Annotated in this window: 19 protein-coding genes; 4 read left to right on the top strand and 15 right to left on the bottom strand. The window is 60.9% G+C overall.

Going from position 1 to position 19,769, the window contains the following annotated elements; genetic code table 11:
* Positions 1-16: 16 nt before the first annotated feature.
* The 3 genes from folP to rlmE form a co-directional block, all read right to left on the bottom strand.
* Positions 17-868: a dihydropteroate synthase gene (gene folP / locus JYG36_RS04460; protein ID WP_213603201.1), complete on the bottom strand. Its 852-nt coding sequence runs from the start codon at positions 866-868 to the stop codon at positions 17-19.
* Between the two features lie 8 nt (positions 869-876).
* Positions 877-2,775, bottom strand: coding sequence for an ATP-dependent zinc metalloprotease FtsH (gene ftsH / locus JYG36_RS04455; RefSeq protein WP_038998658.1), 1,899 nt, complete (start codon positions 2,773-2,775; stop codon positions 877-879).
* A gap of 213 nt (positions 2,776-2,988) precedes the next feature.
* Complete coding sequence (gene rlmE, locus JYG36_RS04450; RefSeq protein ID WP_010222974.1) at positions 2,989-3,612, bottom strand: 23S rRNA (uridine(2552)-2'-O)-methyltransferase RlmE; 624 nt, start codon at positions 3,610-3,612, stop codon at positions 2,989-2,991.
* Positions 3,613-3,712: 100 nt separating this feature from the next.
* On the opposite strand from rlmE, the gene yhbY reads away from it, so the two are divergent.
* Positions 3,713-4,021: a ribosome assembly RNA-binding protein YhbY gene (gene yhbY, locus JYG36_RS04445; RefSeq protein WP_038606752.1), complete on the top strand. Its 309-nt coding sequence runs from the start codon at positions 3,713-3,715 to the stop codon at positions 4,019-4,021.
* Positions 4,022-4,033: 12 nt separating this feature from the next.
* Here yhbY and JYG36_RS04440 read toward each other — a convergent pair whose 3' ends face one another.
* From JYG36_RS04440 to grpE, 8 genes are all read right to left on the bottom strand, one after another.
* The gene (locus tag JYG36_RS04440) at positions 4,034-4,429 is read right to left on the bottom strand and encodes a hypothetical protein (protein ID WP_045199737.1); all 396 of its coding nucleotides are present in this window, start codon (positions 4,427-4,429) and stop codon (positions 4,034-4,036) included.
* Positions 4,430-4,457: 28 nt separating this feature from the next.
* A complete protein-coding gene (gene greA / locus JYG36_RS04435; protein WP_176794211.1) occupies positions 4,458-4,940 on the bottom strand; it encodes a transcription elongation factor GreA in 483 nt (160 codons plus the stop codon).
* On the bottom strand, positions 4,937-8,158 hold the full coding sequence (gene carB, locus JYG36_RS04430; RefSeq protein ID WP_045199739.1) for a carbamoyl-phosphate synthase large subunit: 3,222 nt from the start codon (positions 8,156-8,158) through the stop codon (positions 4,937-4,939). Before carB ends, greA begins: the two co-directional genes overlap by 4 nt.
* A 106-nt stretch (positions 8,159-8,264) precedes the next feature.
* On the bottom strand, positions 8,265-9,401 hold the full coding sequence (gene carA / locus JYG36_RS04425; RefSeq protein WP_045199740.1) for a glutamine-hydrolyzing carbamoyl-phosphate synthase small subunit: 1,137 nt from the start codon (positions 9,399-9,401) through the stop codon (positions 8,265-8,267).
* Between the two features lie 302 nt (positions 9,402-9,703).
* Positions 9,704-10,507: a 4-hydroxy-tetrahydrodipicolinate reductase gene (dapB, locus tag JYG36_RS04420; protein WP_038998653.1), complete on the bottom strand. Its 804-nt coding sequence runs from the start codon at positions 10,505-10,507 to the stop codon at positions 9,704-9,706.
* A gap of 13 nt (positions 10,508-10,520) precedes the next feature.
* Complete coding sequence (dnaJ, locus tag JYG36_RS04415) at positions 10,521-11,645, bottom strand: molecular chaperone DnaJ (protein WP_045199742.1); 1,125 nt, start codon at positions 11,643-11,645, stop codon at positions 10,521-10,523.
* Positions 11,646-11,855: 210 nt separating this feature from the next.
* The gene (dnaK, locus tag JYG36_RS04410) at positions 11,856-13,775 is read right to left on the bottom strand and encodes a molecular chaperone DnaK (protein WP_038998651.1); all 1,920 of its coding nucleotides are present in this window, start codon (positions 13,773-13,775) and stop codon (positions 11,856-11,858) included.
* A 101-nt stretch (positions 13,776-13,876) separates the two neighbouring features.
* Positions 13,877-14,431: a nucleotide exchange factor GrpE gene (gene grpE, locus JYG36_RS04405; protein WP_213603200.1), complete on the bottom strand. Its 555-nt coding sequence runs from the start codon at positions 14,429-14,431 to the stop codon at positions 13,877-13,879.
* Between the two features lie 231 nt (positions 14,432-14,662).
* On the opposite strand from grpE, the gene recN reads away from it, so the two are divergent.
* A complete protein-coding gene (gene recN, locus JYG36_RS04400; RefSeq protein WP_195885067.1) occupies positions 14,663-16,336 on the top strand; it encodes a DNA repair protein RecN in 1,674 nt (557 codons plus the stop codon).
* Between the two features lie 89 nt (positions 16,337-16,425).
* Here the strand turns inward: recN and fur are convergent, their stop codons facing one another.
* On the bottom strand, positions 16,426-16,830 hold the full coding sequence (fur, locus tag JYG36_RS04395) for a ferric iron uptake transcriptional regulator (RefSeq protein WP_045199750.1): 405 nt from the start codon (positions 16,828-16,830) through the stop codon (positions 16,426-16,428).
* Between the two features lie 97 nt (positions 16,831-16,927).
* On the opposite strand from fur, the gene JYG36_RS04390 reads away from it, so the two are divergent.
* Complete coding sequence (locus tag JYG36_RS04390; protein ID WP_045199752.1) at positions 16,928-17,452, top strand: outer membrane protein assembly factor BamE; 525 nt, start codon at positions 16,928-16,930, stop codon at positions 17,450-17,452.
* A 56-nt stretch (positions 17,453-17,508) separates the two neighbouring features.
* On the opposite strand, the gene JYG36_RS04385 is transcribed toward JYG36_RS04390, so the two are convergent.
* On the bottom strand, positions 17,509-17,826 hold the full coding sequence (locus JYG36_RS04385) for an RnfH family protein (protein ID WP_213603199.1): 318 nt from the start codon (positions 17,824-17,826) through the stop codon (positions 17,509-17,511).
* Entirely contained in the window at positions 17,819-18,253 is a 435-nt protein-coding gene (locus JYG36_RS04380) for a type II toxin-antitoxin system RatA family toxin (RefSeq protein ID WP_045199756.1), read from the bottom strand. The genes JYG36_RS04385 and JYG36_RS04380 overlap by 8 nt, the downstream gene beginning before the upstream one ends.
* 160 nt (positions 18,254-18,413) lie before the next feature.
* Between JYG36_RS04380 and smpB the strand changes: the two genes are divergently transcribed.
* Positions 18,414-18,896, top strand: coding sequence for an SsrA-binding protein SmpB (gene smpB / locus JYG36_RS04375; RefSeq protein ID WP_028944546.1), 483 nt, complete (start codon positions 18,414-18,416; stop codon positions 18,894-18,896).
* Between the two features lie 68 nt (positions 18,897-18,964).
* Here smpB and JYG36_RS04370 read toward each other — a convergent pair whose 3' ends face one another.
* A complete protein-coding gene (locus JYG36_RS04370; RefSeq protein ID WP_045199761.1) occupies positions 18,965-19,732 on the bottom strand; it encodes a GntR family transcriptional regulator in 768 nt (255 codons plus the stop codon).
* Between the last annotated feature and the right edge of the window lie 37 nt (positions 19,733-19,769).

Genomic DNA, 19,769 nt, shown 5'->3' with positions numbered 1-19,769 from the left:
AGATGCTCCATCACTCTTATTCGGCGGCTTGCACCGCAGCAATCATCCGCACTACATCGGCGGTTTCGGCGACATCGTGAACGCGCAGTATGCTCGCGCCCTGGGTCATCGCCAGCGCAGCCAGGGCCAGGCTGCCATAGAGCCGCTCACCGACCGGACGGCCCAGGGCCAGGCCGATCATGCTCTTGCGTGAAACGCCCACCAGCAACGGACGCCCCAAGCGGTAGAGCGCGTCCATGTGCTTGAACAGGCTGAGGTTGTGCCCGAGGGTCTTGGCAAAGCCGAAACCCGGATCAAGGATGATCCGTTCGGCCTCGATGCCCACGGCCGCACACGCAGCCATTCGCTCTTCAAGATAGCTCGCCACCTCGGCGGTGACATCCTGGTATTGAGGATCGTCCTGCATGTCGCCGGGCTCACCGCGCATGTGCATCAGGCACACCGGCAAACCAGTGGTTGCCGCAGCATCCAGGGCGCCATCACGACTGAGCGAGCGCACATCGTTGATCAACCCGGCACCAAGCCTGGCCGACTCGCGGATTACGGCTGGCGTCGAGGTATCGACCGAGATGATCACATCGAGTTCGCGATTGATCGCTTCGACGATAGGCGCGACACGCTCCAGCTCTTCCAGTGCCGACACCGCGCGAGCGCCTGGGCGAGTGGACTCGCCACCGACATCGACCAGGGTTGCGCCGGCAGCCACCATCGCCTCGGCGTGGCGCAAGGCCGCATCACGCTGGGTGAAGCGACCGCCATCGGAGAAGGAATCGGGGGTGATATTGAGGATACCCATGACATGGGTACGGGACAAATCAAGAACCCGGTTGCCGCAAGGCAACCGGGTCGGGTACTGCTGTGAGGTCATATATGCCCTTAGACTTGCGCCGCTGGACCGCCGATCGGCGACTCTGGGCGTGGAGCCGAGGCATCTGGAGTGCCTGATCCACCCTCCCAGTCACGCGGCTCGCGTGGCTCGCGACCGGCCATGATGTCGTCGATCTGATCGGCATCGATGGTCTCGTACTTCATCAGCGCGTCGGCCATGGCGTCGAGCTTGTCGCGGTTCTCGGTGAGGATCTGCTTGGCCGTGGCATAGCACTGGTCAATGATGCTGCGCACTTCGGAGTCGATCAGCTTGGCGGTTTCACCGGAGACGCTGGCGTGCTGGGAGCCGGCGCTGCGACCGAGGAACACCTCGCCCTCTTCTTCGGCATACATCAAAGGACCCAGTTTTTCCGACAGCCCCCACTTGGTGACCATGTTGCGGGCAATCTGGCTGGCCCGCATGATGTCGTTGGAGGCACCGGTGGTGACGCCATCGAAGCCCAGGGTCATTTCTTCGGCGATACGGCCGCCGTACAGCGAGCAGATCTGGCTGATCAGCGCGCGCTTGGACAGGCTGTAACGGTCTTCCTCAGGCAGGAACATGGTTACACCCAGTGCCCGGCCGCGAGGGATGATCGACACTTTGTAGACCGGATCGTGCTCGGGCACGACGCGACCGACAATGGCATGGCCAGCTTCGTGATAAGCAGTGTTCTGCTTCTCTTTCTCGGACATGACCATGGTCTTGCGCTCGGCGCCCATCATGATCTTGTCTTTGGCCAGCTCGAACTCTTTCATCTCGACCACGCGCTTGCCGCCACGGGCAGCGAACAATGAGGCTTCGTTGACCAGGTTGGCGAGGTCGGCACCGGAGAAGCCCGGGGTACCACGGGCAATAACGGCTGGATTGACGTTGTCGCCAATCGGCACCTTGCGCATGTGCACCTTGAGGATCTGCTCACGACCGCGGATATCCGGCAGGCCAACGACAACCTGGCGGTCGAAACGGCCTGGACGCAGCAGCGCCGGGTCGAGTACGTCCGGACGGTTGGTCGCGGCGATGACGATGATGCCGTCGTTCATTTCGAAGCCGTCCATCTCTACCAGCAACTGGTTGAGGGTCTGCTCGCGCTCGTCGTGACCGCCACCCATGCCGGCGCCACGATGGCGACCGACGGCGTCGATTTCGTCGATGAAGATGATGCACGGTGCGTGCTTCTTGGCCTGCTCGAACATGTCGCGAACACGGCTGGCACCGACACCAACAAACATCTCGACGAAGTCGGAACCGGAGATGGTGAAGAACGGCACCTTGGCTTCACCGGCAATGGCCTTGGCCAGCAGGGTTTTACCGGTACCTGGCGGGCCGACCATCAGCACGCCGCGCGGAATACGACCGCCCAGGCGCTGGAATTTGCCCGGATCGCGCAGGAACTCAACCAGCTCGCCGACTTCTTCTTTAGCTTCGTCGCAACCGGCAACGTCGGCCAGGGTAGTTTTTACCTGGTCTTCGGAGAGCAGGCGCGCCTTGCTCTTGCCGAAGCTCATCGGCCCGCCCTTGCCACCGGCGCCGCCCTGCATCTGGCGCATGAAGAACATGAATACGGCAATGATGACCAGGATCGGGAAGCTGGCGACCAGCAGTTGGGTCCAGATGCTCTGTTGCTCTGGCTGCTTGCCTTCAACCACGACGTGGTTGTCGACCAGATCACCGATCAGGCCGTTGTCCTGAATGGCCGGACGGATGGTCTTGAAGCTGTCGCCATCGGTGCGTTTACCGGTAATGACGTAGCCGTCGACCGCAACGCGCTCGACCTTGCCATCCTTGACCTGCTGAATGAAGTCGGAATAGTTGAGGGTCTGCGGCTCATTCGGGCTGGAGAAGTTGTTCATCACCGTCACCAGGACAGCCGCGATGATCAACCACAGGATCAAGTTCTTTGCCATATCGTTCAATTAGCTACCCTCTGAAGCCGGCTGACGGCGCAGCCGTGCCTCGCATGATATTCACCGGCTTAACTTACTACATAACCTACACATCTGCAGGCGCCGTCTGTAACCCTTTGTGAAACCTAGACTACACGAAGTACATCCAGGTCAGGCAGGAGAGCCGATTGGAAAAAACTATCGGATACCCTGGAAGCCGCCGGCCTGACGCCCCTACTCGCCGCGATACCCCCGCGCCAGCAAGTACTGCTCGCGGGAGCGGTCCCGCGAAGAATCAGGCTTGAGCATCTGGACCTTGTCGAATTTCTGACGAGCGTCCTTGAGGTATACGTCAAACCCTTCGCCCTGGAAAATCTTGATCAAAAAATCACCACCCGGCTTGAGTACCCGAGTCGCCAGATCAAGGGCCAGCTCACAGAGAAACATGGCCTTGGGAATATCCACGGCAGGCGTACCACTCATATTGGGGGCCATATCGGAAATCACAAGGTCTACGTGTGAATTACCCACTGCTTCGAGAATCTGCGCCAGCACTTCGTCCTGGGTAAAGTCGCCCTGGATGAAGGTAACGTCGGGAATGCTGTCCATTTCGAGGATATCGGAGGCGATCAAACGGCCCTGACCGCCGATCAGACGACTGGTCACCTGCGACCAGCCACCCGGTGCCGCGCCAAGATCGACGACGCTCATGCCGGGGCGGATAATCCGGTACTTTTCCTGGATTTCCAGCAATTTATAGCTCGCACGCGAGCGATAACCATCCTTTTGCGCTTTTTTAACGTAAGGATCGTTGAAGTGTTCTTTCAGCCAGCCAAGGCTTGTCTTGGAACGCGCCATTGGGCACCTCGATGATAAGGGTCGTGATTAACTGGGCGGATCCACGGGCCCTCGGGTAAAATGGCCGCCATTTTTACAGAATCAGACAAAGGGTCAGATTATGCCGCTCAATAACGAGCAGAAGAAACAGTACAAATCCATTGGCCACGATCTGAAACCAGTTCTGATTGTGGCAGGCAATGGGCTGACTGAAGGGGTTATCGCCGAACTCGAACGCGCCCTGGCCGATCACGAGCTGATCAAGGTCGAAATTCGCTCCGAAGACCGCGAAGAACGTGCCGCCGCAATCGCCGCGCTGTGCAAGGCCGGCCGCGCCGAACTGGTACAGACCATCGGCAAGAAGGCGCTGATCTATCGCCGCAATCCACAGCCGAACAAACAGCTGTCGAACATCCACCGTTACAAGTGATGTTCGCCGCGGTCAGTGGCGCGCCTTGCGCGCCCTGCCCGGCACGGGTTGCATGACCAGCAGCAGGCCGGTCAGGCCCAGCACCAGGTAGCAGAACAGCTGCCAGCGCAACTCCTCCGGCATGCCCACGCGCAAGGCGAAATACACCACGCACGCCAGCATCGCCATCGACAGCAATTGCCCCCGCATATCCCGCCACAGACTGGCCAGGCCCTGAGCCTGCATCAGCACCAATGCCTGCACGCCTGCGCAAAACGCCGCAAACGCGACCAGCAACGATGCCATCAGGCTGCCGATATCCTCGATCAGCAGCGGCGCCAGGCCAATCTTGCCCAACGCCGGCAGCAAACCGAAATGCAACATCCACAGGCCGCCAACCCAGAACACCTGGGTCAGTTGCCAGATCACCGCGGCCGCGGCAAAGCCGCGGCGTCGGTCAGATGTGTTTGACTTCGACAATCTCGTACTCGACCGTACCGCTTGGCGTCTTGATCACCACGGTATCGCCCTCTTCCTTGCCGATGATGGCGCGGGCGATCGGCGCACCGACCGAGAGCTTGCCGTTCTTGACGTCCGCCTCGTCCTCACCAACGATCTGGTAGGTCACCTCTTCGTCGGTTTCGGTGTTGGCCAACACTACGGTGGTGCCGAAAATCACTTTGCCGGTATGGGCAATGGTGGTGACGTCGATCACCACCGAGTTCTGCAGACGGCCTTCGATATCGCGGATACGCGCCTCGACCATACCCTGCTCTTCACGGGCAGCGTGGTACTCGGCGTTTTCCTTGAGGTCGCCCAGCTCACGGGCCTCACCAATGGCCTGGCTCAGGCGCGGACGCTCGGTCTTGCTCAGGAACAGGTGCTCTTCCTCCAGGGCGCGAGCGCCCTGGACGGTCATCGGGTACTTGGTAATGCTCATGCTTTGAGTCCTGCATGCAGATCCTGCAAGCGGCGAACGGTCTTTTCCGGACCAAATTTCAGCGCTTCGCAGATGGCTTCACCGGCCGCAATGGTGGTGGTGCAGTAGATCTTGTGCTGCAACGCATTGCGACGAATCGAGTAGGAGTCGGCGATCGACTGACGACCTTCGGTGGTGTTGATGATCAGCGACACTTCGTCGTTCTTGATCATGTCGACCACGTGCGGACGACCTTCGGTCACCTTGTTCACGCGACGCACTTTCAGGCCAGCCGCTTCGATGACCTTGGCGGTACCGACGGTGGCAACCACTTCGAAGCCCAGGGCGATCAGGTCGCGGGCAACGCCGGCCACTTGTGGCTTGTCGTCGTCACGCACGCTGATGAACGCGGTACCGCCAGTCGGCAGCACTTCGCTGGCACCCATCTGGGCCTTGGCGAAGGCTTCACCGAAGCTGTCGCCGACACCCATGACTTCACCGGTGGATTTCATCTCAGGGCCGAGGATCGGGTCAACACCCGGGAACTTGGCAAACGGGAACACCGCTTCCTTGACGCTGTAGAAGTTAGGAATGATTTCCTTGGTGAAGCCGATTTCCTTCAGCGATTTACCAGCCATGACGCGCGCGGCAATCATCGCCAGCGAGGTGCCGATGCACTTGGAGACGAACGGTACGGTACGCGAGGCGCGCGGGTTGACTTCGATCACGTAGATCTTGTCGCCCTGCAGGGCCAGCTGCACGTTCATCAGGCCGACAACGCCCAGCTCCAGGGCCATTTTCTTGACCTGTTCGCGGACTTCGTCCTGCACATGGGCCGGCAGCGAGTACGGTGGCAGCGAGCACGCCGAGTCACCAGAGTGAACACCGGCTTGTTCGATGTGCTGCATGATCGCGCCGATCACCACATCGGTGCCGTCGCAGACCGCATCCACGTCCATCTCGATAGCGCAGTTGAGGAAGTGGTCGAGCAGCACCGGGCTGTCGTTGGACACTTGCACCGCTTCACGCAGGTAGCGCTTGAGCTCGTCCAGCTCGTAGACGATCTCCATGGCGCGGCCGCCCAGTACGTAGGACGGGCGCACCACCAGCGGGTAACCGATCACGCCGGCAGCGCGAATCGCTTCGTCTTCGCTGCGCACGGTGGCGTTTGGCGGCTGCAGCAGGTTCAGGCGCTGAACCATCTGTTGGAAACGCTCGCGGTCTTCGGCGCGGTCGATGGCGTCCGGGCTGGTACCGATGATCGGCACGCCGGCTTCTTCCAGGGCGCGAGCCAGTTTCAGCGGGGTCTGGCCGCCGTAGTGGACGATCACGCCTTTGGGCTTCTCGACGCGAACCACTTCCAGCACGTCTTCCAGGGTCAGCGGCTCGAAGTACAGGCGGTCGGAAGTGTCGTAGTCGGTGGAGACGGTTTCCGGGTTGCAGTTGACCATGATGGTCTCGTAACCGTCTTCACGCAGGGCCAGTGCTGCGTGCACGCAGCAGTAGTCGAACTCGATACCCTGGCCGATACGGTTAGGACCGCCACCGAGGATCATGATCTTGTCACGGGTCGACGGCTTGGCCTCGCACTCTTCCTCATAGGTCGAGTACAGGTAGGCGGTGTCGGTGGCGAACTCGGCGGCGCAGGTGTCGACGCGCTTGTAGACCGGGAACACTTCCAGCTTGTGGCGGTGACGACGCAGGTTCTTGTCGGTGATACCCAGCAGCTTGGCCAGACGCTGGTCAGAGAAGCCCTTGCGCTTCAGACGCAGCATCAGGTCCTTGTCGATCGCCGACAGGGCCAGGGTCTTGACCTTCTCTTCTTCCTTGATCAGGTCTTCCATCTGCACCAGGAACCAGTGATCGATACCGGTCAGGGCGAAGATTTCGTCGCAGGTCATGCCCGAACGCATGGCGTCGGCGACGTACCAGATGCGCTCGGCGCCCGGCACGGTCAGCTCGCGCTTGAGGATGCTGGCAGCGTCAGGGCTGGCCAGGTCGACTTTCGGGTCCAGGCCGCAAACGCCAACTTCCAGGCCGCGCAGGGCTTTCTGCAGCGATTCCTGGAAGGTCCGGCCGATGGCCATGACTTCACCCACGGATTTCATCTGGGTGGTCAGGCGGGCGTCGGCTTTCGGGAATTTCTCGAAGGCGAAACGCGGCAGCTTGGTGACGACGTAGTCGATCGACGGCTCGAAGGACGCCGGGGTACGGCCGCCGGTGATGTCGTTCTGCAGCTCGTCGAGGGTGTAACCGACGGCCAGCTTGGCGGCGATCTTGGCGATCGGGAAGCCGGTGGCTTTCGAGGCCAGCGCCGAGGAACGGGAAACCCGCGGGTTCATCTCGATCACGACCATGCGGCCGGTGTCCGGGCAGATACCGAACTGCACGTTGGAACCGCCGGTCTCGACACCGATTTCACGCAGCACCGCCAGCGAGGCGTTGCGCATGATCTGGTATTCCTTGTCGGTCAGGGTCTGTGCTGGCGCCACGGTGATCGAGTCACCGGTGTGCACGCCCATCGGGTCGAAGTTCTCGATCGAGCAGACGATGATGCAGTTGTCCTTTTTGTCGCGGACCACTTCCATCTCGTACTCTTTCCAGCCGATCAGCGATTCGTCGATCAGCAGCTCTTTGGTTGGCGACAGGTCCAGACCACGGGCGCAGATTTCTTCGAATTCTTCACGGTTGTAGGCGATGCCGCCACCGGTGCCGCCCATGGTGAAGGACGGACGGATGATGCACGGGAAGCCGAGCTTCTCGAGCACCGCGTTGGCCTCTTCCATGCTGTGGGCGATGCCGGAGCGCGGGCACTCAAGGCCAATGGCCTTCATGGCGGTGTCGAAGCGCGAACGGTCTTCAGCCTTGTCGATGGTGTCGGCGTTGGCGCCGATCATCTCTACGCCGAACTTTTCCAGAACGCCTTCGCGCTCCAGGTCCAGGGCGCAGTTCAGGGCAGTCTGGCCACCCATGGTCGGCAGCAGCGCGTCAGGACGCTCCTTCTCGATGATCTTGGCAACGGTCTGCCACTTGATCGGCTCGATGTAGGTGGCGTCGGCCATGGCCGGGTCGGTCATGATGGTGGCCGGGTTGGAGTTCACCAGGATGACGCGGTAGCCCTCTTCGCGCAGGGCTTTACAGGCCTGGGCGCCGGAGTAGTCGAATTCGCAGGCCTGGCCGATCACGATCGGGCCAGCGCCGAGAATCAGGATGCTTTTGATGTCTGTACGTTTTGGCATGGGTTGTCACTCAATTCCGCAGGTCAGTCGGCAAGCCGCATTGAACAATCTTGGGGGCGGCACCTGAACGCGGCTTGCACCGGTCCAGGGCCTTCTCGCCAGATGCTCAGCGGCGCTTGGCCATGGCATCGATGAAACGGTCGAACAGTGGCGCGACGTCGGTCGGGCCCGGGCTGGCTTCAGGGTGGCCCTGGAAGCTGAACGCGCTCTTGTCGGTGCGCTCGATACCCTGCAGGGTACCGTCGAACAGCGACTTGTGGATGGCGCGCACGTTGCCCGGCAGGGTCGCTTCGTCAACCGCAAAGCCGTGGTTCTGGCTGGTGATCATGACCACGCCGGTGTCCAGGTCCTGGACCGGGTGGTTGGCGCCGTGGTGACCATGACCCATTTTCACGGTCTTGGCACCGGAGGCCAGGGCCAGCAACTGGTGGCCCAGGCAGATGCCGAATACCGGGATCTCGGTTTCGAGGATGTCCTTGATCGCCTGGATCGCGTAGTCGCAAGGCTCCGGATCGCCAGGGCCGTTGGACAGGAACACGCCATCAGGGTTGAGTGCCAGAACTTCGCTGGCCGGGGTTTGCGCCGGCACTACGGTCAGGCGGCAACCGCGGGCAACCAGCATGCGCAGGATGTTCAGCTTGACGCCGAAGTCGTAGGCAACCACGTGGTAAGGCAGCTCGGACGCCTCGATTGTGGCGTGGCTGTCGGTCTTCAGCTCCCAGACGCTGGAGCGCCATTCGTAGCTGCTCTTGGTGCTGACGACTTTCGCCAGGTCCATGCCCTTCAGGCCCGGAAAACCGCGAGCGGCGGCGATTGCAGCCTCTTCGCTGATGTTGTCGCCGGCGAGGATGCAGCCGTTCTGCGCGCCCTTCTCACGCAGGATGCGGGTCAGGCGACGGGTGTCGATACCTGCGATCGCCACTACGTTGTTGGCCTTGAGGTAGTCAGGCAGGGATTGCTTGTTGCGCCAGTTGCTCGCGATCAGAGGCAGGTCGCGAATCACCAGGCCCGCCGACCAGACGCGGTCGGACTCGGCGTCTTCCGGCGTGGTGCCGGTGTTGCCGATGTGCGGGTAAGTCAGGGTAACGATTTGCTGCGCATAGGAAGGGTCAGTCAGGATTTCCTGATAGCCGGTCATTGCGGTGTTAAACACCACCTCACCAACGGTTTGACCGTCGGCTCCAATGGCTTCACCGCGAAAAATGCTGCCATCGGCAAGGGCGAGTATGGCTGGCTTAGTCAAGAAGACCTCCCGTAAATCAAGCCTGAAGGGGCGATCGCAGGTTGCAAAAAAGCGGAATGACGTATAGACACGTCACCCCGCTTTCTTCGTCGAATTATCTGCGCGCTTTTAGTGGACACACTAAAGCTGTAGCTTACAGAAAAACGCTTTTTTGGTCTACCACTGATGTGCCTGAAAGGCGCAGTAATGCGACAGGGCGCACTGGGAGGGTCTTGTGGGAGCGGGCTTGACCCGCGATTGCGGCGTGACAGACAAACCGCAATCGCGGGTCAAGCCCGCTCCCACAGGGGATACAGCGCAGGTCAACGCAGGTCGAGCACGTCCTGCATGTCGTACAAGCCAGGCTCGCGCCCGTCCAGCCACAGCGCGGCACGTACCGCACCCTTGGCGAAGGTCATGCGACTGGAGGCCTTGTGGGTGATCTCCAGGCGCTCACCTTCGGCAGCGAACAGCACGGTGTGATCACCGACCACATCGCCAGCGCGCACAGTGGCAAAACCGATGGTCTTGCGATCACGCGCGCCGGTCTGGCCTTCACGGCCATATACCGCCACTTCCTGCAGGTCACGGCCCAGGGCATTGGCAACCACTTCACCCATGCGCAGCGCGGTACCCGACGGCGCATCGACCTTGTGCCGGTGGTGCGCCTCGATGATCTCGATATCGACATCATCGCCCAGCACCCGCGCCGCCATGTCCAGCAACTTGAGGCTGAGGTTGACGCCAACGCTGAAGTTGGCGGCGAAGACGATAGGAATGTCCTTGCCCGCCTCGGCCAGCAGTTGCTTTTCTTCGACCGAGAAACCGGTGGTGCCGATGATCATCGCCTTGCCTGCCTTGCGGCAGAACGCCAGGTTCTTCAGGGTCACCGAGGGGTGAGTGAAGTCGATCAGCACGTCGAACTCGTCGGCAACCTTGGCCAGATCGTCCGACAGCAACACACCGATTCGGCCCAGAGCCGCCAGTTCACCGGCATCAGCGCCGACCAGCGAACTGTCCGGGCGATCGATCGCTGCGGTCAGCCCGGCACCCGGGGTTTGCTGCACCGCTTCGATCAGGGTCTTGCCCATGCGCCCTGCCGCGCCCATTACCGCTATACGTCGCATGCCCTATTCCTTCTTACAGATCGCCGAAGAAGCGTTTCACGCCTTCGAACCAGCCATTGGCTTTCGGCGAGTGGGAACTGTCGCCTTCCAGCGAATCACGCAGCTCTTCGAGCAGCTCACGCTGGCGACGGCTGAGGTTGACCGGGGTTTCCACCGCGACCCGGCACATCAGGTCACCGGCACCACCACCGCGAACCGGTGCCACACCTTTGCCGCGCAGACGGAACTGCTTGCCGGTCTGGGTGCCTTCCGGGATCTTCAGCTTGACCCGGCCATCGAGGGTCGGCACTTCCAGCTCGCCACCCAGGGCAGCGTCGGTGTAGCTGATCGGCACTTCACAATACAGGTGCTTGCCGTCGCGCTGGAAAATCGGGTGCTCACGCACGTTGATGACAACGTACAGGTCGCCAGTCGGGCCGCCGTGCGAACCGGCTTCACCTTCACCAGACAGACGAATACGGTCGCCGGTATCAACGCCAGCCGGGACCTTGACCGACAGCGTCTTGTACTCTTCGATGCGCCCTTCGCCGTGGCACGAATCGCACGGGTCGGTGATGATCTTGCCCTGGCCGTGGCAGCGCGGGCAGGTCTGCTGGACCGAGAAGAAGCCCTGCTGCATGCGCACCTGACCGATACCGCCACAGGTCGGGCAGGTCGACGGCGACGAGCCTTTCTTGGCCCCGGAACCGTCGCACGGCTTGCAGTTGACCAGCGTCGGCACACGGATATTGACCGTGGTGCCGCGCACGGCTTCTTCCAGGTTCAGTTCCAGGGTGTAGCGCAGGTCGCTGCCACGCTGGGCGCCACCGCGCGAACCACCACGGCCACCGCCGAAGAAATCGCTGAACACATCGCCGAAGATATCCGAGAAGTTCGCGCCGCCGAAACCGGCACCGCCGCCACCCATGCTCGGATCCACGCCGGCATGACCATACTGGTCATAGGCCGCACGCTTGCTGGCATCGGAGAGCACTTCGTAAGCCTCGTTGGCTTCCTTGAATTTCTCTTCCGAGTCCTTGTCATCAGGATTACGGTCCGGGTGATGCTTCATCGCCAGGCGGCGATAGGCCTTCTTCAGGTCCGCTTCACTGGAGCCGCGCTCAACTCCCAGAACTTCGTAATAGTCACGCTTTGCCATAAGTCTTTGCACTCTTGAGGACGTTCGGCAAACCTCTGCGCATTCCGCGCTGTGCCGCCAGCACCCGCCTCACCTGCCCCATGGGCGGCTGACAGATGCTGTAAAAATTCGGGTATTGCAGACACGCCAACGCGGGAGCAAGCCCCCGCGCGGCGACATCCTACCAGCCAACCATCAATAAACAGTCAACTGGCCGACAACCTGTAGCAATTACTTGTTGTCTTTGACTTCTTCAAACTCGGCATCGACGACGTCGTCGTGCTTGGCTTCCGGCTCAGCTTGCTGAGCACCACCCTGAGGCTGTTCAGCCGACTGCTCGGCGTACATCTTCTGGGCAACCGGAGCCGAGACCTTCGACAGCTCTTCGACTTTAGCGTCGATGGCAGCCTTGTCGTCGCCCTTGATGGCGGCTTCCAGGGCAACCACGGCCGCTTCGATCGCGGTTTTCTCGTCAGCAGTGACCTTGTCACCAGCATCAACGACCATCTTGCGAGTCGAGTGAACCAGTGCATCGCCCTGGTTACGGGCAGCGGCCAGCTCTTCGAACTTGCGGTCTTCTTCCGAGTTCGCTTCAGCGTCGCGGATCATCTGCTGAATTTCTTCATCAGACAGGCCGGAGTTGGCCTTGATCACGATCGACTGGGTCTTGCCAGTGGCCTTGTCTTTGGCGCCGACGTGCAGGATGCCGTTGGCGTCGATGTCGAAGGTCACTTCGATTTGTGGCACACCACGTGGAGCAGGTGGAATGTCGGCCAGGTCGAACTTGCCCAGGGACTTGTTCTGTGCAGCCTGCTTACGCTCACCTTGCAGCACGTGAATGGTCACGGCGCCCTGGTTGTCATCGGCAGTCGAGAACACTTGCGACTTCTTGGTCGGAATAGTGGTGTTCTTCTCGATCAGCGCGGTCATCACGCCGCCCATGGTTTCGATACCCAGGGTCAGCGGGCTGACGTCCAGCAGCAATACGTCCTTGACGTCACCGGCCAGTACCGCACCCTGGATGGCAGCACCCATGGCAACCGCTTCGTCCGGGTTGACGTCTTTACGCGCTTCTTTGCCGAAGAAGTCGGTAACCGCTTTTTGCACCAGCGGCATACGGGTCTGACCGCCGACCAGGATCACGTCGTCGATCTTGCTGACGTCGATACCGGCGTCTTTCATGGCGATGCGGCATGGCTCGATGGTGCGCTGAACCAGGTCTTCTACCAGCGATTCCAGCTTGGCGCGGGAGATCTTCACGTTCAGGTGCTTAGGACCGGTGGCGTCTGCAGTGATGTACGGCAGGTTGACGTCGGTCATCTGGCTCGAAGACAGCTCGATCTTGGCCTTTTCAGCGGCTTCTTTCAGGCGCTGCATAGCCAGCGGGTCACCCTTGAGGTTCATGCCGCTTTCTTTCTTGAACTCGTCGACGAGGTAGTCGATCAGGCGGATGTCGAAGTCTTCACCACCGAGGAAAGTGTCACCGTTGGTGGCCAGAACTTCGAACTGGTGCTCGCCATCGACTTCGGCGATTTCGATTACCGAAACGTCGAAGGTACCGCCACCCAGGTCATAAACGATCACGGTGTGATCGCCCTTGGCCTTGTCCATGCCATAGGCCAGCGCAGCCGCGGTCGGCTCGTTGATGATCCGCTTGACGTCCAGACCGGCGATACGGCCGGCGTCTTTGGTGGCCTGGCGCTGGCTGTCGTTGAAGTAGGCCGGAACGGTGATCACCGCTTCGGTCACTGGCTCGCCGAGGTAGTCTTCGGCGGTCTTCTTCATTTTTTTCAGGATTTCAGCCGAGATTTGTGGCGGCGCCATTTTCTGGCCGTTCACTTCAACCCAGGCGTCGTTGTTGTCAGCTTTGACAATTTTGTACGGAACCATCTGGATGTCTTTCTGCACCACTTCTTCTTCGAAGCGACGACCGATCAGACGTTTTACCGCGTACAGGGTGTTGTGCGGGTTGGTGACCGCCTGGCGCTTGGCCGACTGGCCAACCAGGATTTCGCCGTCGTTGGCGTAGGCGATGATCGACGGCGTGGTACGAGCGCCTTCGGCGTTCTCGATGACCTTGACGTTGCCGTTTTCCAGAATGGAGACACAGGAGTTGGTGGTCCCCAGGTCGATACCGATGATTTTACCCATGTTAACTCTCCCGAAACTTGAATTTGGTTGCCGCAGCAGTGGTGGCTAACTGCGGTAATACTTGAATGCTTGACACCTAGATGGGGGCGCCGAAAACGATTTCAAGCCTGCTCGTCAATCGACGGCGAAACCGCTGCCGGGGCCTTGCTGACCACGACCATGGCCGGGCGCAGCAGGCGACCGTTGAGCTGGTAGCCCTTCTGGAACACCTTGAGCACGCTGTTGGGCTCGACCTCGGCGCTTTCCTGCATGGCCATCGCCTGATGGTGCTCGGCATTGAACGGTTCGCCGTGCGGGTCGATGGCCTCGAGGTTGTAGCGCTTGAGGGTGTCGTGGAACATCTTCAGGGTCAGCTCGATACCTTCGCGCATCGGGCGAATGCTCTCGTCGTCGGGGCTGGACAGTTCCAGGCCGCGCTCGAGGCTGTCGATGACCGGCAGCAGGTCACCGGCGAATTTTTCCAGGGCGAACTTGTGCGCCTTTTCTACGTCCTGCTCGGCGCGGCGGCGCACGTTCTGCAGGTCGGCGGCGGTGCGCAGGGATTGATCCTGGGCCGCCGCCAGCTGCTCTTCGAGCATCTGCACGCGGGCGCTCAGCTCTTGGTCGCCAGTCGCTTCGGCGTTCAGATTCTGTTCATCCAGCTGTTCGTCAGCCATAAAATCTCTCCTCTCGAATAAGGTCTGCGAGCATTACTCGCGCGTCTGCCGGCTATATGGGGTCGCAAAACCCAGGTTCAAGGGCCGGCAACACAGCTTGTACACATTCGCTCATAACCCAGCGCAATCAGAACCGCGCCGCGATTACCAAATTGAACTAAACATCAGCATTGTCAGTGGATTTAAAAACACTGTATAAATAACCAGACCTAACGCCTGGGAGCCGCCCCAATGCTGGTGCACCTGTCCGTACACAACTACGCCATCGTCGAACACCTGGACCTCGAGCTCGCTCGCGGGATGAGCGTCATCACCGGTGAAACCGGGGCCGGCAAATCGATCATGCTCGACGCCCTGGGCCTGACCCTGGGCGATCGCGCCGACAGTGGCGTGGTGCGCCCAGGGGCCGACAAGGCCGACATCCTTGCCACCTTCGACCTGGTCGACATCCCCGAGGCGCGCAGCTGGCTCGCCGAACGCGACCTCGACAGCGACGGCCCGTGCATCCTGCGCCGGGTGATCACCGCCGAAGGCCGTAGCCGTGGCTATATCAACGGCACGCCCTGCCCGCTCGGCGACCTCAAGGCCCTGGGCGAGCTGCTGATCGACATCCACAGCCAGCACGAACACCAGTCACTGCTGAAAACCGACACGCATCGGCGCCTGCTCGATGAATACGCCGGCGCCACCGACCTCGCCCGCCAGGTCCAGCTTGCCGCCCAGCGCTGGCGCCAGACCCGCCAGGAGCTGGAGCGGCTGTCCAATTCCGGCGATGAGCAGCGCGCGCAGCACCAGTTGCTCAGCTATCAGCTCGAAGAACTCGACAACCTTGGCCTGGGCGAGAACGAGCTGGAACTGCTGGAGCAGGAACACAAGAACCTGACCAACGCCGAAGCACTGTTCGGCATCTGCCGCCAGGTCATCGACCACTGCAGCGAGAACGACTCGGGCAACGTGCTCAATGCCCTGACCGCCAGCCTCAACCGCCTGACCGCCGTGCACAACGCGCCCAAGGCCCTGGGCGAGGCAGCCAGCATGATCGCCAGTGCGCAGATCCAGGTAGAAGAAGCGGTTGGCGAGCTGAACCGCTTCCTCGACAACTTCGACGCCGACCCGGCGCGCCTGCAGCAGCTCGAAGAGCGCCTCGACACCATCTATACCCTCGCCCGCAAACACCGGGTGCACCCCACCGAGCTGGCTGGCCTGCAGCAGCGCCTGATGGAGGAGCTGGAGAACCTCAACGCCAACGACGAATCGATCGAGCGCCTGGGTGAAGAACTGGCCGCCTATGCCCGCCACTACCAGGACAAGGCCGGCGAACTGAGCGCCCTGCGCCAGCAAGCCGCCAGCCAGCTGGCCAGTGCAGTGGAGCAGGAAATCCAGCGCCTGGGCATGCCAGGCGGGCGTTTCAGCATCGAGCTGCGACCCAACAGCAGCGACGAACTGCAACCCCAGGGCCTGGAGCAGGTCGAGCTGCTGGTCAGCGCCAACCCCGGGCAGCCGCTCAAGGCCCTGGCCAAGGTGGCTTCCGGTGGCGAGCTGTCGCGGATCAGCCTGGCAATCCAGGTGATTACTGCGCAGACCTCGCGCATCCCGACCCTGGTGTTCGACGAAGTCGACGTCGGCATCGGCGGGCCAACGGCAGAGATCGTCGGCCAGCTGCTGCGCCGCCTGGGCGAGCGCGGCCAGGTGCTGACCGTCACTCACTTGCCGCAAGTGGCTGCCCAGGGCCATCACCACCTGTTCGTGCACAAGGTGCGCGACAGCGATGCCACCCACACCGCAGTGGCCAACCTGGGCAAGCGCGAGCGCGTTGAAGAGGTTGCACGCATGCTCGGCGGCATCGACCTGACCAAAGAATCCCTGGCCCACGCCCGCAAGATGGTGGTCACCAGCAAGGCCTGAAACGCGCAACTATAAAAAGCTGCCAGCCAGAAAGCACGAAGGCGACCCCAGGGTCGCCTTCAGTACATATGCAGCAATGTAATAATTGCTTACTTTTTCTTGCGTACGTACAGGACCAGATTGTGGTCCACCAGCTCGAAACCGTGCTCTTCCACGATTTGCTTCTGGCGCTTCTCGATTTCACTGTCGAAGAACTCGATGACTTCGCCGGAATCGACGTTGACCATGTGATCGTGGTGACCACCGTCAGCCAGCTCGAACACGGCGTGGCCGCCATCGAAGTTGTGGCGCACGACCAGGCCTGCGGCTTCGAACTGGGTCAGAACACGGTAAACCGTGGCCAGACCGACGTCCTCGCCTGCCTCCATCAGCGCTTTGTAGACATCCTCAGCACTCATGTGACGCTGCTCGGTAGAGTCGAGCATCTGTAGAATTTTCACTCGAGGCAGTGTCACCTTGAGACCGGCTTTGCGCAGTTCGCTATTTTCAACCATGGTCAGCTTTCTCGCCGATGCTGCTTCGCAGCTTCTCTGAATACGGGTATGATCGGGGTTTACGTTGTCCAGCCAAGATAGTGGAAGTCGCCCACCGATGCAAAACACCAAGCTCTTGCTAACCAGCCTCACCTTCGTGGGACTGCTCGCACTCGCCGGTTGCTCGTTCCCCGGGGTTTACAAAATCGACATCCAGCAGGGCAATGTCGTCACGCAAGACATGATAGACCAATTGCGCCCCGGAATGACCCGTCGGCAAGTACGGTTTATCATGGGCAACCCGCTGATCCAGGATACGTTCCATACCAATCGCTGGGATTACCTGTACAGCCTGCAGCCTGGCGGCGGTGAGCGCCAACAGGAGCGCATGAGCATCTTCTTCAACGAGAACGACCAGCTCAGCAGCCTGTCCGGCGACTTCATGCCGGGTGTCAGCCGCGACCAGGAAATCCTCGGTGGCAGCGGCGATACGACTGTCAGCCCGACCGGCAGCACCGAACCCGCTGCGCAGGAAAAACCTGCCAAGCCAGGCTCGCTGGAAGACACCATCCAGAAAGACGTCGATACCATTGAGGTTATCCCGGTGCCGGTGCCCGAGCCGCTGGATACTTCGCCGCAGTAAGCCTGCAGCGCGTACAAAAAAGCCCGGACCCGTCCGGGCTTTTTATTGCCTGAAATTCAGCGCTTGGCTTTCTTGAAGACCCGAGCAACCTTGGCCGCGCGCTGTTTGCGCACCTCTTTCGGGTCCGCCAGCAAGGGCCGATAAAGCTCGACGCGATCACCTGACTCGACTTTATATTCTTCAGGATTGCCGATCACCCGGCCAAAGACACCAACCGGGCAGGCCTGAATATCGGCCTCGGGAAAATGCGCGGCGATCCCCGACAGTTTTACTGCTTCATTGATAGTCGCACCCGCCGGCACCTCAACACTGAGCAGCACCTGCCGCTCAGCCACGGCATACACCACCTCGACGGTCAGCAAGGCTTCAGACATGGAGCTGCTTGGCACGCTGGCAGAAAGCATCGACAAGAGTGTTGGCGGCCTGGTTGAACAACGGCCCCAAGGTGGCACGCACCAATGGCCCGGCGTAATCGAACGACAGGTCGAGGCTGATCTTGCAGGCTTTCTCGCCCAACGGCTTGAACACCCAGACACCATGCAGCTGGGAAAATGGCCCTTCTTCAAGGTTCATTTCGATGGACTGGCCCGGCACCAGCACATTGCTGGTTACAAACTGCTGGCTCATCCCGCCCTTGGCTACCTCAAGGCGTGCGCGCATGTGCGTGTCGCTTTCTTCGATCACGGTGCTGGACGAACACCAGGGCAGGAACTCCGGGTAGCGCGCGACATCATTGACCAGGTCGTACAGGGCCTGGGCGGGATATGGCAGCAGGGCCGAACGTTGAATATGGGTAGTCATCCAGGGGTCGATTCCAAAGCTGAGCGGCAAACGCAACCCGAATGCCGATGGGCGCCATTGAGCGCATCAAGTGCGCGCATTGTCCGGGATTCACGGCAATGGCTCAAGCGCACCGCTACCCATAGCCGACAGCGCGGCGACTGCCTATAATGCCGCCCCTATGGCTAAACAAAAGAAACATCCGACAGGGACTATCGCGCAGAATAAAAAGGCGCGTCACGATTACTTCATCGAGCACAAGTTCGAGGCCGGATTGGTCCTGTCCGGTTGGGAAGTAAAAAGTCTGCGTGCCGGCAAGGCGCACCTGACCGACAGTTACGTGGTGCTCAAGGATGGCGAGGCCTGGCTGATGGGCAGCCACATCACGCCGCTGACAGCCGCCAGTACTCACGTCATCGCCGACCCGACACGTACCCGCAAACTGCTGCTCAACCGTCGAGAGCTGGAACGCCTGCACGCGGCTGTCCAGCAGAAGGGCTACACCTGCGTGGCCTTGTCGATCTATTGGAGCAAGCACTTGATCAAGTGCGAAATCGCACTGGGCAAGGGCAAGAAGGAATACGACAAGCGCGATACCCAGCGCGAGCGCGATTCCGACCGCGAGTTGCAGCGCGCGGTACGCAACAAGGGCAAGGAAGACTGATTCCAGCCTGAAGCGCCCTCATCGCGGGGCAAGCCCGCTCCTACAGGGGCGAGTTTGCCCCACGATTGCTAGCGCCCGCTGCGCCGCTCCGCCCGCGCCACCCGCTGAACCTCCTGGCGCACTTCATCGAGCACTTCCTGCACATAGGTGATGTGCCGGCTGGAGACTTCGCGTGCATCTTCGGCACGCCCTTCGACAATCGCCAGGTACAGCTCGCGGTGCTGGCTGATGAGCATGTCGCGGGTTTCGCTGCGCTGTTTGTACATGCCGCCGATGTTGGTCACCACGTTGCGCTTGAGCAGGTCGAACAGGCCACGAATGGTGTGCAACAACACCGCGTTATGACTGGCTTCGGCGATTGCCAGATGAAAACGCGCATCGGCCGCGCCCTCTTCGGCCCGGTCGACTTCATCAGCGCGGGCGTAGCAATCCTGCAAAGTGTCGAAGGCCGCCTTGAGCCGCAGGCGATCCGGCTCGGTGGCGCGGATCGCCGCATAATAGGCGCAGGATGCCTCCAGGGTATGCCGGAATTCCAGCAAGTCGCGCTGCGCTTCAGGGTTGCTTTCGAGCAACTGCAGCAGCGGGTCACTGAAGGTCGAGCCGAGCGATTCGGCCACATAGTTACCACCGCCCTGGCGGCTGACCAACAAGCCCTTGGCCACCAGCTTCTGGATCGCTTCGCGCAACGACGGTCGTGACACGCCGAACTGCTCGGCCAGCGCCCGCTCGGCAGGCAGGCGCTGACCGGCCGTCAAGGTGCCTTCGAGAATCATCCCTTCCAGCCGTTCGACGATATCGTCGGACAAACGGCGTTGGCGGACCTGATCAAAAACCATCACATGCTCTCCACAATCCCGAGTGCGTTCGGGGCTG

The sequence above is a fragment of the Pseudomonas sp. SORT22 genome (assembly GCF_018417635.1).
Lineage (GTDB): Bacteria > Pseudomonadota > Gammaproteobacteria > Pseudomonadales > Pseudomonadaceae > Aquipseudomonas.
The sequence above is the reverse complement of the archived record's forward strand: the minus strand, read 5'-3'. Positions and strand labels throughout refer to the sequence as shown.